The organism is Leisingera aquaemixtae (assembly GCF_019801145.1).
Lineage (GTDB): Bacteria > Pseudomonadota > Alphaproteobacteria > Rhodobacterales > Rhodobacteraceae > Leisingera > Leisingera aquaemixtae_A.
Genome location: NZ_JAHVJQ010000001.1, coordinates 276,011 through 288,963, shown reverse-complemented (window position 1 = coordinate 288,963; position 12,953 = coordinate 276,011). Strand labels below are relative to the sequence as shown.

15 protein-coding genes are annotated in these 12,953 nt (G+C 63.0%); 9 read left to right on the top strand and 6 right to left on the bottom strand.

Annotated elements, in window-relative coordinates; genetic code table 11:
• Positions 1 to 16: 16 nt before the first annotated feature.
• Positions 17 to 1,768 (bottom strand): acyl-CoA dehydrogenase, encoded by a 1,752-nt coding sequence (locus KUW17_RS01435; RefSeq protein WP_222475380.1) that lies wholly within the window; start codon positions 1,766 to 1,768, stop codon positions 17 to 19.
• 113 nt (positions 1,769 to 1,881) lie between these two features.
• Between KUW17_RS01435 and KUW17_RS01430 the strand changes: the two genes are divergently transcribed.
• Positions 1,882 to 2,907, top strand: coding sequence for an AraC family transcriptional regulator (locus KUW17_RS01430; protein ID WP_222475379.1), 1,026 nt, complete (start codon positions 1,882 to 1,884; stop codon positions 2,905 to 2,907).
• Positions 2,908 to 2,939: 32 nt separating this feature from the next.
• Here KUW17_RS01430 and KUW17_RS01425 read toward each other — a convergent pair whose 3' ends face one another.
• Positions 2,940 to 4,169: a cytochrome P450 gene (locus KUW17_RS01425; protein ID WP_222475378.1), complete on the bottom strand. Its 1,230-nt coding sequence runs from the start codon at positions 4,167 to 4,169 to the stop codon at positions 2,940 to 2,942.
• Positions 4,170 to 4,331: 162 nt separating this feature from the next.
• Between KUW17_RS01425 and KUW17_RS01420 the strand changes: the two genes are divergently transcribed.
• The 3 genes from KUW17_RS01420 to KUW17_RS01410 all read left to right on the top strand — a co-directional run bounded on the left by KUW17_RS01420 (position 4,332) and on the right by KUW17_RS01410 (position 5,498).
• The gene (locus tag KUW17_RS01420; RefSeq protein ID WP_222475376.1) at positions 4,332 to 4,679 is read left to right on the top strand and encodes a TfoX/Sxy family protein; all 348 of its coding nucleotides are present in this window, start codon (positions 4,332 to 4,334) and stop codon (positions 4,677 to 4,679) included.
• Positions 4,680 to 4,822: 143 nt separating this feature from the next.
• Entirely contained in the window at positions 4,823 to 4,993 is a 171-nt protein-coding gene (locus tag KUW17_RS01415) for a YqaE/Pmp3 family membrane protein (RefSeq protein WP_222475375.1), read from the top strand.
• Positions 4,986 to 5,498, top strand: coding sequence for a DUF4112 domain-containing protein (locus KUW17_RS01410; RefSeq protein ID WP_222475374.1), 513 nt, complete (start codon positions 4,986 to 4,988; stop codon positions 5,496 to 5,498). The genes KUW17_RS01415 and KUW17_RS01410 overlap by 8 nt, the downstream gene beginning before the upstream one ends.
• Positions 5,499 to 5,570: 72 nt before the next feature.
• Here KUW17_RS01410 and ndk read toward each other — a convergent pair whose 3' ends face one another.
• Positions 5,571 to 5,993: a nucleoside-diphosphate kinase gene (gene ndk, locus KUW17_RS01405; protein WP_222475373.1), complete on the bottom strand. Its 423-nt coding sequence runs from the start codon at positions 5,991 to 5,993 to the stop codon at positions 5,571 to 5,573.
• 201 nt (positions 5,994 to 6,194) lie between these two features.
• Between ndk and KUW17_RS01400 the strand changes: the two genes are divergently transcribed.
• The 5 genes from KUW17_RS01400 to KUW17_RS01380 all read left to right on the top strand — a co-directional run bounded on the left by KUW17_RS01400 (position 6,195) and on the right by KUW17_RS01380 (position 10,186).
• The gene (locus KUW17_RS01400) at positions 6,195 to 6,470 is read left to right on the top strand and encodes a hypothetical protein (RefSeq protein WP_222475372.1); all 276 of its coding nucleotides are present in this window, start codon (positions 6,195 to 6,197) and stop codon (positions 6,468 to 6,470) included.
• A gap of 83 nt (positions 6,471 to 6,553) precedes the next feature.
• The gene (locus tag KUW17_RS01395) at positions 6,554 to 8,410 is read left to right on the top strand and encodes an ABC-F family ATP-binding cassette domain-containing protein (RefSeq protein ID WP_222475371.1); all 1,857 of its coding nucleotides are present in this window, start codon (positions 6,554 to 6,556) and stop codon (positions 8,408 to 8,410) included.
• On the top strand, positions 8,407 to 9,027 hold the full coding sequence (locus tag KUW17_RS01390; protein WP_222475370.1) for a MarC family protein: 621 nt from the start codon (positions 8,407 to 8,409) through the stop codon (positions 9,025 to 9,027). The genes KUW17_RS01395 and KUW17_RS01390 overlap by 4 nt, the downstream gene beginning before the upstream one ends.
• Before the next feature lie 44 nt (positions 9,028 to 9,071).
• Positions 9,072 to 9,653, top strand: a complete 582-nt coding sequence (locus KUW17_RS01385; RefSeq protein WP_222475368.1) for a TIGR02281 family clan AA aspartic protease — start codon at positions 9,072 to 9,074, stop codon at positions 9,651 to 9,653.
• A 116-nt stretch (positions 9,654 to 9,769) separates the two neighbouring features.
• Positions 9,770 to 10,186 carry a globin domain-containing protein gene (locus KUW17_RS01380; protein ID WP_222475366.1) on the top strand — a complete coding sequence of 139 codons (417 nt, stop codon included), beginning with the start codon at positions 9,770 to 9,772 and terminating at the stop codon, positions 10,184 to 10,186.
• Between the two features lie 20 nt (positions 10,187 to 10,206).
• Here KUW17_RS01380 and KUW17_RS01375 read toward each other — a convergent pair whose 3' ends face one another.
• The 3 genes from KUW17_RS01375 to KUW17_RS01365 all read right to left on the bottom strand — a co-directional run bounded on the left by KUW17_RS01375 (position 10,207) and on the right by KUW17_RS01365 (position 12,866).
• Positions 10,207 to 10,758 carry a CHAP domain-containing protein gene (locus KUW17_RS01375; protein ID WP_222475364.1) on the bottom strand — a complete coding sequence of 184 codons (552 nt, stop codon included), beginning with the start codon at positions 10,756 to 10,758 and terminating at the stop codon, positions 10,207 to 10,209.
• 167 nt (positions 10,759 to 10,925) lie between these two features.
• Complete coding sequence (locus tag KUW17_RS01370) at positions 10,926 to 11,384, bottom strand: DNA polymerase III subunit chi (protein ID WP_222475362.1); 459 nt, start codon at positions 11,382 to 11,384, stop codon at positions 10,926 to 10,928.
• A gap of 6 nt (positions 11,385 to 11,390) precedes the next feature.
• Positions 11,391 to 12,866 carry a leucyl aminopeptidase gene (locus KUW17_RS01365; RefSeq protein ID WP_222475361.1) on the bottom strand — a complete coding sequence of 492 codons (1,476 nt, stop codon included), beginning with the start codon at positions 12,864 to 12,866 and terminating at the stop codon, positions 11,391 to 11,393.
• Positions 12,867 to 12,953: the final 87 nt, after the last annotated feature.

The following is a 12,953-nucleotide window of genomic DNA, read 5'->3' as shown; positions in this document are numbered from 1 at the left end:
CGTTGTTATTTGTCGTTCAAAGATGGAGCGCCGCGTCATTCAGGCTGGCGCTGCCCTCGGTAACCCGGACGCTTTCGGTGCCGCACTCCACCAGAATGTGCTGTGCATAGAACACCGCGGTTGCGATCTTCTGGGCCATAAAAGCTGTGTCCTCGCCCTGGTCCAGCTTGGCGCTGGCCGCCAGAACGGAGCGGCCGAGTTGCCATGCGACAGCAAGATTGCCTGTGAGCATCAGGAAAGGAACGCTGCCGCCATAGGCCGCATTCGGATCCGCCGCTGCGGTGTCCAGCAGCCAGGCCAGGCTGGCCTCAAACGCTTGGCGGGCTTCACCCAGCCGCCTTGCCACGGCCTGCGCCTGCGCGGAGCCGTCCTGCAGGGCCTGCTCAGTCTCCTGCACCAGCCCGGCAAAACGGCGGGCGGTTGCGCCGCCATCCCGCAGCACCTTGCGGCCCAGCAGGTCGTTTGCCTGAATCGCGGTGGTGCCCTCATAGATCGGCAGGATCCGCGCATCGCGGTAGAATTGCGCAACACCGGTTTCTTCAATGAAGCCCATGCCGCCATGCACCTGCACCCCAAGGGAAGTGACTTCCAGCGACCGCTCGGTGCAGAAAGCCTTGACCAGCGGCACCAGGAATTCAGCCATATCCTCGGCGCCATTTCTGCCCTGCTTGGCCAGATCCAGCCAGCCCCCAGTCGCAATCGCCAGCGCCCGCCCGCCTTCGGTCAGCGCCCGCATCCGCAACAGCATCCGCTGGACATCCGGGTGCCGGATGATTGGCGCGGCATCCTTGGTGCTGCCATCCACCGGGCGGCTCTGCACACGCTCCTGCGCATACAGCAGTGCGTGCTGGCAGGCCCGCTCCGACACGGCGACCCCCTGCACGCCGACAGCAAAGCGGGCCGCGCGCATCATCACAAACATATACTCCAGCCCGCGGTTCTCTTCGCCCACGAGGAAGCCGGTCGCACCATCGTATTCCAGCACCGCTGTCGGGCTGGCCCGGACGCCCAGCTTGTGCTCCAGGCTGACGCAGGTGACCGCGTTGCGGCGGCCCAGCGAGCCATCTTCCTCGACCAGGAACTTGGGCACGATGAACAGGCTCAGCCCCTTGGGGCCGGCCGGGGCGCCCGGTGTCCGTGCCAGCACTAGGTGAATGATATTCTCTGTCAGCCCGTGCTCGCCATATGTGATGAAGATCTTGGTGCCGGAGACCGCATAGGTGCCGTCTGCGGCAGGCTCCGCCTTGCAGCGCACCCGCCCCAAGTCGCTGCCGGCCTGCGGCTCTGTCAGGTTCATGGTGCCGGACCACTGGCCGGAAATCATCCGTTCCAGATATTTCTGTTTCTGCGTATCCGATCCGGTTAGCAGCAGCGCCTCCACCGCGCCATCGGTCAGCAGCGGACACAGGCCGAAGCTGAGGTCAGAAGCATTCAAGATCTCGGTCGCAGCCGCCGCAGCCGCCCGCGGCAGCCCCATGCCGCCGAATTCTTCCGGGTGCGGCAGACTCTGCCAGCCCATCTCGGCGAATTGCGCATAGGCCTGCGCATAGGATTCCGGCAGCACGGCCTCTGCCCCCTCCAGCCGCGCCCCGGCCTCATCCCCCACCCGCGACAGCGGTGCAATGACGTCTGAGCAGAAGCGCCCAAGCCCTTCCAGCGCCGCCTCCATGTCCGCGAGGTCAATGCCGCCATCCGAGGCCGACTCCGGCACCGGTGGCAAATGCTCAATGTTGAACATGATATCGCGAATGGGCGCCTGATAGGTCATTTCCGTCGCTCCGGATTATTGTTCCTTCTTGACAGATACGCGTTGCAAGTTGGCAGCTCCACGTTCATTACAGACAATATCCTTTCCAAAAGTGACAAACCACCCTGACACCCATGCAGATCCCCGCACCGGACTCGTCAAATCTTGCAACAGTGTCGCCCCAGTTTGCCGGGGATTGGATACTGGCGCTTCGGCAGTGCTGCACGCACGAGCAGCTTGCGTCCTTTCTGCAGCGGGCCGGGCTGCACCTGTCCGGCGGACAACTCACACACCGGGTCACCCTGGATCAGATCGTCCGGCTTTATCAGATTGCCGCCGTCGAAACCGGGGACGAAATGACCGGCCTCTGGAGCCGCCCCGTCCGGTCTAGAGCGCTGCAACATCTTCTGACCACGGTACGCGAAGCCGGCACGCTGCCCGCTGCCCTGCACCGGTTTTCCACCTTCTGGAACCTGCTGCTGGACGACTACCGGCTGGACCTGACCGAGGACAGCGCCAGCACCGGTCTGCAGCTTGTGCCGCAGGGCGCGCAGCCGGTACAGCGGTTCGGACACATGCTGATTCTCAAGCTCGCGCATGGGCTCTTGTCGTGGCTTGCAGGCTATGAGGTGCCGGTCCGGGCTGTGCACTTTGCTTTCGAACGGCCCGGGTTTGCCCAGGATTATTCGGTCATCTTCCCCGCTCCGGTCAGCTTCAGCGCGCCGGCTTCGGCAATTCTGTTCGATACTGGCAACCTTGGCCTGCCCGGCCCCCGCAACAATGCGGAGCTGAATGATTTTCTCGCCCGGGCGCCCCGCGACTGGATCTTCACCGGGTTCCGCGAACACACCCAGTCGCTGAAGGTGCGGGAATTCCTGTACCGGAGCAGTTGGGAGAGCTGCCACCTGGCGGATGCGGCACGGGCGTTGAAAGTCACCCCCAGAACGCTGATGCGGCGGCTGGATGCGGAAGATACCTCTTTCCAGGCCATCAAGGACGGGCTGCGCCGCGACCTGGCGATACGCGATCTGCAAACCGGCCAGAAAAGCATCGAGGAAATCTCGCAGGACGTCGGGTTCTCCTCCGCGGCAAACTTTCACCGGGCGTTCCGCCGCTGGACCGGCGCGCCGCCAAGCGCATACAGATCACCGGCAGCCTGAAGGCAGGCTTCTGGCCGCCGGCCTTTCCCGCATCATCCCAGCTCCGCAGGCAGCGTGGCATAACCGCGGAACCGGATCCGCCCGCCTGGCACCCGCCCCGGCAGCAGATGGTAATCCGGGAAGCGGTGCAGCAGGCGCTCGATGGCAATTTTGCCCTCCAGACGCGCCAGCGTCAGCCCGACGCACACATGCGGCCCGCCGGCAAAGGCCAGATGCCGGTTCGGCGTCCGGGTGATGTCGAAACTCTCAGAATTATTAAACACCTCCGGATCGCGGTTTGCCGCCCCTATCACCAGATGCAGGTTGGTTCCCGCGGGCACCCGGACGCCGCCAACCTCTGCCTCGGCAGTAGTTTCGCGGTTGCCCAACTGGTTCGGAGAGCGGAACCGCAGCATCTCCTCCACCGCGGGCTTGATCAGCTCAGGCTCCTCCAGCAACCGCTGCTTCTGGCCCGGATGATCATTCAGCAACGCCAGACCGTTGCCGATCAGGTTGGTGGTGGTCTCATGGCCCGCATTCAGGATGAAGATGCAGTTCTGGATCAGTTCAATCTCGCTAAGGGTCCCGTCCGCGCCCTCGCCCCGGATCAGCCGGGTCAGCACGTCTGTCTCGAGGTCGCCGGGATTGGCCCGCCGCCGGGCGATCAGGTCCTGAAGATAGGCCTTGAACTCCCCCACCGCCCGGTGCCCGGCCGCAAGTTGCGCCTCGCTTAGCGCAGGTTCCAGCGCCCCCAGGATCGCCAGAGACCAGTCGCGCAAGGGCGCCCGTTCCTCCATCGGCACATCCAGCAGGTTGCCGATGATCTGGATCGGGATCGAGGCTGCGAAATCATCAATCAGATCCACCTTGTCCCTGCCCGCCATCGCATTCAGCAGATGGTCGACGGTTTCAATCAGCCCCGGCTCCATCCTGGCAATCGCCCGCGGCGTCAGCGCCGACGTCATGATCTTGCGCACTCGTGTGTGCAACGGCGGGTCGGAAAACACGAGCGAGGTGGTGTGATGCTCAAACAGCGGCGAACCCGCGCCGTACTTTGGGGCAAACACGCGCTTCTTGTCCGAAGAAAACAAAGTTGTATCACGGTAAATCCGGTCCAGCTCCGCATGGCGGCAGACCAGCAGCGAGCCGTCCGGCTGCGGCAGCACCGGAGCGTCGCGCAGCAAGGCGTCGTAGTATGGGAAGGGATCCTCCGCGAAACCCTCAGGCGGATTTGCCAGATCAAATCCTTCAATATTCACAGGCACGTGCGATCCATCGCTCATCCGTCATCCTCCCATCGGACCTGTTGGCAGCGTTTCCGGCGCAAATGCGACTGTCAATCGTCCAATCCGGCACGGAACCCAGCGTCAGTGCGCAGGAGCGTGATTTACGATACCGCCGGATTTCCGCGTGACAACGGCAGTCGGCGCGGATAGAAACAAACCATGAACACTGCGATTTCCTCCATCCGCAACCTTGGCCCCGCCTATGAGGAGGCCTGCCTCCGGGCCGGGATCACCTCAGCTGAGGATTTGCGCACGATTGGCGCCGATGCGGCTTATGCCCGGCTTTTGCAAACCGGCACCCGCCCGCATTTCATCGGATACTATGTGCTGGTGATGGCCCTGCAAGGGCGCCCGTGGAACGACTGCAAGGGCAAGGAGAAGGAAGAGCTGCGCAAACGTTTCGACGCGATCAAGGCGGAAGCCCGGCCGCAGCACAGCTCAAAGCTTTTGGCGGAACTGGACGCCATCGGCGTGCGTGCCACAGCGGCGGATCTCAAGACACTCTGAGGCCCGCCTGAAGCGGCCGCGGAAGCTGCTGGCCGCATCCCGAATGCACGAAGGGCACCGCTTGCCCTGCAGCGAAGATGCAACCATTTGCCAGGTCCAGCCGTTGAGCACCCAACAAAAGGCTCAACAATGGGAGTTCCGTCATGGACCTGATCCGCATCATCTTCGCCATCATTCTGCCGCCGCTGGGCGTGTTCCTGCAGGTGGGGCTTGGCAAGCATTTCTGGCTCAACATTCTGCTCACGCTTCTCGGCTACATCCCCGGCATCGTTCATGCGGTCTGGGTCATCGCACGGACGCCGAGCCATGCCTGAGCTGCCGGAACATCAGCAACTGCAACTGCAGACGCTAGAGCGCCTCGCGCGGCGCATGGACCGCGCCTTCCGTATCCCGCTGATTGGGGTGCGGATCGGCTGGGACGGTGTCGCAGGCCTGGTGCCGGGCATCGGCGATGCGCTTGCCCTGGTCCCTGCCGGATATATTCTATACTCCGGCTATCGGATGGGCGCCTCTGCCCCTGTGCTGGCGCGGATGGCCGCCAATATCGGGATCGATACGCTCATCGGCGCGATCCCTTTTGCCGGCGACCTGTTTGACGTGGCCTGGAAGTCCAACACCCGCAACACGGCCCTGCTCCGCCGCCATCTGGAAGAAAACGGCAATAAGGGTGAACCGCTGCCCAAACGCCTGGGACGGCGAAAGTTTTCCAGCCTGACCGCACCGCGGGAACTGCGGCTTTCTCCCGCCTGCGCCGACAATTCGAACTCTCTGCGGAAACAGCCGGGTATCCGCCGCCATCCGCTCGGCAGGCCCATGTAAACGCAAATAGTAGACACAAAAAAGGCTGCAACCCACAGGCTGCAGCCCCTTTTTACCGGTTAAGCCTGAAGCTTAGCCGACCAGTTCGATGCCGGAGAAGAAGTAGGCGATTTCCACAGCAGCGGTTTCCGGTGCGTCGGAGCCGTGCACGGAGTTTTCGCCAACCGATTCAGCGAATTCGGCGCGGATAGTGCCGGCGGCTGCGTCTGCCGGGTTGGTGGCGCCCATTACTTCGCGGTTCTTGGCAATGGCGTTCTCGCCTTCCAGAACCTGCACAACCACCGGAGCGGAGGACATGAATTCGCACAGTTCGTCGTAGAACGGGCGCTCGGCGTGCACTTCGTAGAACTTGCCTGCCTGCTCTTTGGTCATGTGGATGCGCTTCTGCGCCACGATGCGCAGGCCGGCGTCTTCAAACTTGGCGTTGATCTTGCCGGTCAGGTTGCGGCGGGTTGCATCGGGCTTGATGATCGAGAAAGTGCGTTCCAGTGCCATGGGGCAGACTCCTGTGCTGAAAAGCCGGACGTCATGCCCGGCCCGTTACGATTTGCCGCCCCGATAGCATGGCTCTGTGACAGGATAAAGAGGGGATTGCGCAGCATTGACGCAGCTGCCGTTTCGGGGTTGCAATTACCTGATTATTTTTGTCAGGTAGCGCGGCGCGAACAGGTTTGAAACTTGAAACAAGGTTGAACAATGAGACCTGCATTTACTCTGATCGCCTGCCTTGCAGCCGCACCGGCCCTTGCCGCTGAAACTCCCCTGCCGATGACCTATGGATTGTTTGAAACTGCCATAGCCCACACTGACCTGGACAGCTGCCCCGGACAGCTTGCGAAGGAGGGCACCTTTTGCCGCGCCACCCTGCGCCATGACGAAATCCATGTCTTCGCCTTCAGCCGCGAGGACGGCAACCCGCTGGTCGGCTTTGCCTCCTACTCCTTCGACGAACTCGCACAGCACTTGAACTAACACCTGCACCTGATGGGGCCGCCAGCCGCCGCCAGCGCCCTCCCCCATTGACAAGACCGCAGCACTGCCGCAGTGCTCCGTCCATGTTACGCATTCAGGACATTACCTATTCGGTCGAAGGCCGCCCGCTGATCGAGGGCGCCTCTGCCACCATTCCCACCGGACACAAGGTCGGGCTTGTCGGGCGCAACGGCACCGGCAAGACGACGCTGTTCCGGCTGATCCGCGGCGAACTGGCGCTGGAGACCGGCAGCATTTCACTGCCCTCCAAGGCCCGCATCGGCGGCGTCGCGCAGGAGGTGCCCTCTTCAGACGTCTCGCTGACCGACACGGTGCTGGCCGCCGACACCGAACGCGCCGCCCTGCTGGCCGAGGCGGACAACGCCACCGACCCGGCAAGGATTGCCGAAATCCAGACAAGGCTCTCGGACATCGACGCTTGGTCGGCTGAGGCCCGCGCGGCCTCCATCCTCAAGGGACTGGGCTTTGACGACGAGGACCAGAAACGCCCCTGCTCCGATTTCTCCGGCGGCTGGCGGATGCGGGTGGCGCTGGCTGCCGTCCTGTTTGCCCAGCCCGACCTGCTGCTGTTGGACGAACCGACCAACTACCTTGACCTCGAAGGCGCGCTGTGGCTGGAAAGCTACCTGGCGAAATACCCGCACACCGTGGTGATTGTCAGCCACGACCGGGGCCTGCTGAACCGGGCGGTGGGTGCGATCCTGCATCTGGAAGACAAGAAGCTCACATTCTACCAAGGCAACTACGACACCTTTGCCGAGACCCGCGCCGCCCGCATTCTGGCGGCCCAGTCCGAAGCCAAGAAGCAGGAGGCCCGCCGCGCCCACCTGCAAAGCTTCGTTGACCGCTTCCGCGCCAAGGCGACCAAGGCGAAACAGGCTCAAGCCCGCCTCAAGATGATCGCCAAGATGAAGCCGATCACCACCCCGCAAGAGGCCGCCCTGCGCGCCTTTACCTTCCCGGAGCCGGAGGAAATGTCGCCGCCAATCATCCATATCGAGGGCGGCATCACCGGCTATGGCGACACCGAAATCCTGAAGCGGCTGAACCTGCGCATCGACCAGGACGACCGCATCGCACTGCTGGGCAAGAACGGTCAGGGCAAGTCGACCCTGTCGAAGCTGCTCGCGGACCGGCTGCCATTGATGGCGGGCAAGATGCCCCGGTCCTCCAAACTGCGCATCGGCTATTTCGCCCAGCATCAGGTGGATGAACTTTACGTCGATGAAACCCCGTTGGACCACCTGCGCCGCCTGCGCCCGGACGAAGCGCCGGCCAAATGGCGCGCGCGGCTGGCCGGCTTCGGCCTGGGGGCTGCGCAAGCGGAAACTGAAGTCGGGCGGCTGTCCGGCGGCCAGAAGGCGCGGCTGTCGCTGCTGATCGCCACCATCGACGCACCGCATATGCTGATCCTTGACGAGCCGACCAACCACCTCGACATCGAAAGCCGCGAGGCGCTGGTGGAAGCGCTCACCGCCTACTCCGGCGCGGTGATCCTTGTCAGCCACGACATGCACCTCCTCAGCCTGGTGGCAGACCGGCTCTGGCTGGTTTCGGACGGCACCGTCAAACCCTATGACGGCGACCTGGAAAGCTACCGCAACTTGCTGCTGGCGCGCGAAAAAACCGCCGCCAAAACCGAGGCGCCGAAACCCGCCAAGCCCAAACGCGCGTCCCGCGATGTGCTGATTGCGCTCCGCTCGGAAGTCCGCAAATCCGAAGCGAGGGTGGAGAAGCTCAGCGAAATGCGTGAAAAGCTTGACGAAAAGCTGGCCGACCCTAGCCTGTACGAACCGGGCAAGGCGGCGGATATGGCTGTCTGGCAGAAAAAGCACGCTGAGTGCATCGAGGCGCTGGAACGGGCCGAGGGCCTGTGGATGGACGCGCTGGAAAAACTGGAGCAGGCAGAGGCACAATGATCGACACCGCATTCCTGATCACCTCCTTTGTGACACTGTTTGTGATCGTCGACCCAATCGGCCTGACGCCGGTTTTCATTGCGCTCACCCAGGGTATGTCCTCCGCCCGCCGCCGCTCCATCGCGCTGCGAGCCACCATTACGGCCGCGGTTCTTCTGGCGATCTTTGCTGCCCTGGGCGAGGCTGTGCTTGGCTTCATCGGCATTTCGATGCCCGCCTTCCGGGTGGCCGGCGGTGCGCTTTTGTTCCTGACCGCGCTCGACATGCTGTTTGAACGCCGCAACAAGCGGCGCGAGGACCGGAGCGAGGAAGATGATTTCGACGACCCTTCCGTCTTTCCGCTGGCAATCCCGCTGATGGCCGGACCGGGCTCCATTGCGACCGTGATCCTGCTCTCCGGCCAGCAGCCCGGCTTCACCGGTTTTGCCATGGTCATGGGCGTGGTGATCGCGGTGCTGGCGATTATGCTGGTGATGTGCCTGTTCTCGGGCCTGTTCGAACGGATGCTGGGCAAGACCGGCATTACCGTCGTCACCCGCCTTCTGGGGATGCTACTGGCGGCGCTTTCGGTGCAGTTTGTGCTGGACGGCCTGCGCGCCTTCGGGTTCGCAGGCTAGCATAACGCCCCGGCCCGCCTACATTATAATCAGGAGGTGAGCGCATGGGCGAATATGAAATCGGGCGGTTTATCTATCTAATCATCCTGCTGGTTGCGGTTGGGTCCTGGGTCTTTGTCCAGAACCGCCAGAGCATCGGCAAGACGCTGCAGATGTTTGCCGTGTGGGGCTTCATTTTCCTTGGCGTGATCGCCGCTTACGGGCTGTGGGAAGACATCCGCAAGACAGTGCGCCCGCAGCAGAGCGTCGCCATCGACGCAGGCCGGGTCGAGGTGCCGCGCGCACCCGACGGCCATTATTACCTGACGCTGGACGTGAACGGCGCCCCGGTCGAATTCCTGGTCGACACCGGTGCCAGCCAGGTGGTGCTGAACGAACGCGACGCGAACAGCGCAGGGATCGACACCGGCAACCTCGCCTATCTCGGCCGCGCCAGCACCGCCAATGGCGAGGTGCGCACCGCTTCTGTCTGGGTGGACGAGATTTCGCTGGGCGGCATCACCGACAAGCACGTCCGCGTCTGGGTGAACCAGGGAGAGCTGGAACAGTCCCTGCTGGGCATGGGCTACCTGCAGCGCTGGTCCAGCATAGAAATCCGCGACGGCGCATTGCTGCTGACCCGCTAGGCTCCTCTGCTCGCGAAGCTGTGAAGAGCAAAGATTGAGGCGGATCAAGGAACTGCCGCCGCATGTCCGCTAGATTGGAAGCCACCAATCCAATCAGAAAGGAGCAAGTCAATCCCGTGACCGAAGACGAACTGAAGCAACTGCAGAACAGTTACAGCAAGCTGAAGGATGAGGCCGACAAGGTTCCCGCCTACTTCTACGACGCGCTGTTCCGCCACGCGCCTGAATTGCGCCAGATGTTCCGGGAAGACCTGGAAGGCCAAGGCATGAAGTTCATGACCACGCTGGGCGTCATTCTGGCCAAGCTCAATGATGAGGGCGCCGTGAGCTCGCAATTCCAGCAACTCGGCAAGACCCATGCGTCGCTTGGCGTCCTGATCCCCCACTTTGCCCCGATGGAGGAAGCGCTGATCGACACGCTGCGCCATGCCCTGGGCAAGGAGATGACACCGGAACTGGAAGCCTTATGGCGTGAAGCCTTCGAAAAGATTGCCGAACAGATGATCCAGCGCGGCAATATCCCAAGCAGCTGACCCTGGCCCCGGCGGCGGCGTTATCCGTTGCCTGGCTCAGCTGTAATGAACCCTTTGACGGGGTAGACCCGTCCGAACGCGCCCGGATAGCTTTCCAGCCGGACAGCGGACCAGTCATTTTTTTCGGACACATCAACCACGGCCATGCCGAGCGAGATCTTGTTGCGGTGCCAGTTGGCGTGGTTGACCCGTATCCTGCGTGACTCTTCGACCTTGGAGACCACTGCGACATGGCCCAGCGGGTTGGACCGGGTTGCGCTGAATGCCATCACGGCCCCTGGCTGCGGTTCCTGGCTGCGGGTGAACTGGTCCTTGGCCTGCGCCCACCAGGTCTTGGCATTGCCGAAAATCTCAATACCGCTGGCGTTGCGGGCAAAAGGCACACACCAGACCCGGCGGCCCTTGGATTGAAGGTACTGAACTTCCTGAACCGCATACTCCAGCCGCGCCGCCTCAGCTTCCGCCCGGCTCACAGACCCGTTTTGCACATCACCGCAATTGGCCAGGAAAAGAAGGCCCGCTCCGGCAAAAGGAAGCAGCCGCAGCCGCTTGACAGCACGTTGAAAAATCATCCGTCCCCCCAGTGTCCTGGTCGCGTCATCCGGTTATCCGGATTTTGATGGCCGCAGGCTTAATGCCCGGGTGACAAAAAATCGAGAGATTGTTGCCCGAGTGAAACAATTCACACAGGCCATCGGCAGGTTTCTGCCAACCGCAGGTCCGGAACCCGGATATCCGCCTATTTCTCAGCCTTCTTTTCCCAGCGGCCGCTTTCCTCTGACCAGTACTGGGCGGAACAGCCTGCATCAGTCAGGCTCTTCCACTGGGTGCGGGCATGCTGGACGGCCTCGGGGTCGGTGCCGTCGAACAAAATGCAGACGCGTTGCAGCGCCTGCACCTCCTCGGCGCTGACGGCAGCGCCGTCCATCGCCATTACGCAATCAGGCGAATTGGCCGCCTCGGGTCCTGCCGTCAGCAGGATCGGCTGCAATGCATCATGCGGGCCGCCCGCCAGGCCATGGGCCAGAAAGCTTTCCTCCGGCCCCTGCCACAGGCGGTCGTCCAGCCAGGCCATGCGCTCAGGGTCGCGCCCGCGCACGGCGATGCGCCAGCCCGCCCCGCGCGCCTTGTCCAGCAGCACAGGAAGCGTCTCTTCCAGCGGCCTGCGTGTCAGATGGTAAAAGTAGGCAGCCCCCATGGGTGCTTATTCCGCCTCGAACTTGTCCGCGACCAGGCGGTTCAACGCCATCACACCCCAGCCGGTCGCACCTTTGGGCGCGTAATCCGTATCCTTGCTGACCGAGGCCACCCCCGCGATGTCCAGGTGGATCCACGGCATGCCGTCCTTGATGAACCGCTGCAGGAACTGCGCTGCGGTGATTGAGCCGGCCGGGCGGCCGCCCACGTTCTTCATGTCGGCAATCCGCGATTTCAACTGCTCGTCATAAGCCTTGCCCAATGGCATCCGCCACGCGCCCTCATCCTCGGTCCTGGCGGCCTTCAGGAAGGCGTTGCACAGGTCATCGTCGTTGGAGAACACACCTGCATTCTCATGCCCCAGCCCGATGATGATCGCGCCGGTCAGCGTCGCCAAATCAATCACGCCCGCAGGCTTGAACCGCTCCTGCGCATACCAGAGCACGTCGCACAGCACCAGGCGGCCTTCGGCGTCGGTGTTGATGACCTCCACCGTGTCGCCCTTCATGGATTTCACCACGTCGCCGGGGCGGGTCGCATTGCCGGAGGGCATGTTCTCCACCAGCCCGACCAGGCCAACCACATTTGCCTTGGCCTTGCGCAGCGCCAGCGCCCTCATGGTGCCGGCCACCACGCCGGCGCCGCCCATGTCCATGGTCATCTCTTCCATGCCCGCTGCCGGTTTCAGGGAGATGCCGCCGGTGTCAAACACCACGCCCTTGCCGACCAGCGCCAGCGGCGCGGCATCCTTGGCACCGCCCTTCCACTGCATCACCGCCACCTTGGAGGGGCTGTCAGAGCCCTGTCCAACGCTCAGCAGCGTGCGCATGCCCAGCTTTTCCAGATCCGCCTCTTCGAGGATCTCCACCTCCAGGCCGATATCCTTCATCCCCTCGATACGACGGGCAAATTCCGTGGTGGTCAGCACATTTGCGGGCTCGTTGACCAGGTCACGGGTCATATGCACGCCCTCGGCCACTGCCAGCAGCGGAGCGCAGGCGGCCTCCAGTTCCGACGGCGATTTCGAGGCGATCACAACCTCACCCTCGGGCTTGTCCTCCTTCGGCGACTTGTGGTTATCGAAAGCATAATCCCGCAACGCCATGCCCAGGGCCAGGTCGGCGGCCTTGTTCATGCTGCCCGCCATTACCGTCAGCCGCTTTCCCCTGGCGCCCCTGACCAGCTTGGCACCGGCCTGGCGCGTCTCCACCGGGGTCAGCTTGCGCGGCAGCACCAGAACGTCCAGCGCCTCCGCTTGCATGCCCGCAGGCCAACTCAGGGATATCACATCCCCTGCCTTGGCCTTTTTGAAACCTTCCGAGTCGATCAGCCGGGCAATGGCGCCCTTGGCCAGCCGGTTGGCGCTGCGCGCGGCCTGATCCATGCTGCCTTCCGGCGTCACCATTACCGCCACCCGGCCGATCATCTCCGCCAGCGACTTGGGATCGTATTCGGCAAAACGGATCGGGGTAAGGCTACTCATTTTTGCGCGCTCCTGCTGAAATCATTTGGTTCTTAGCACCAGAGGTATCCTGCGCAGCAGCGCTTGGAAAGACCCGGCTGCGCAGCG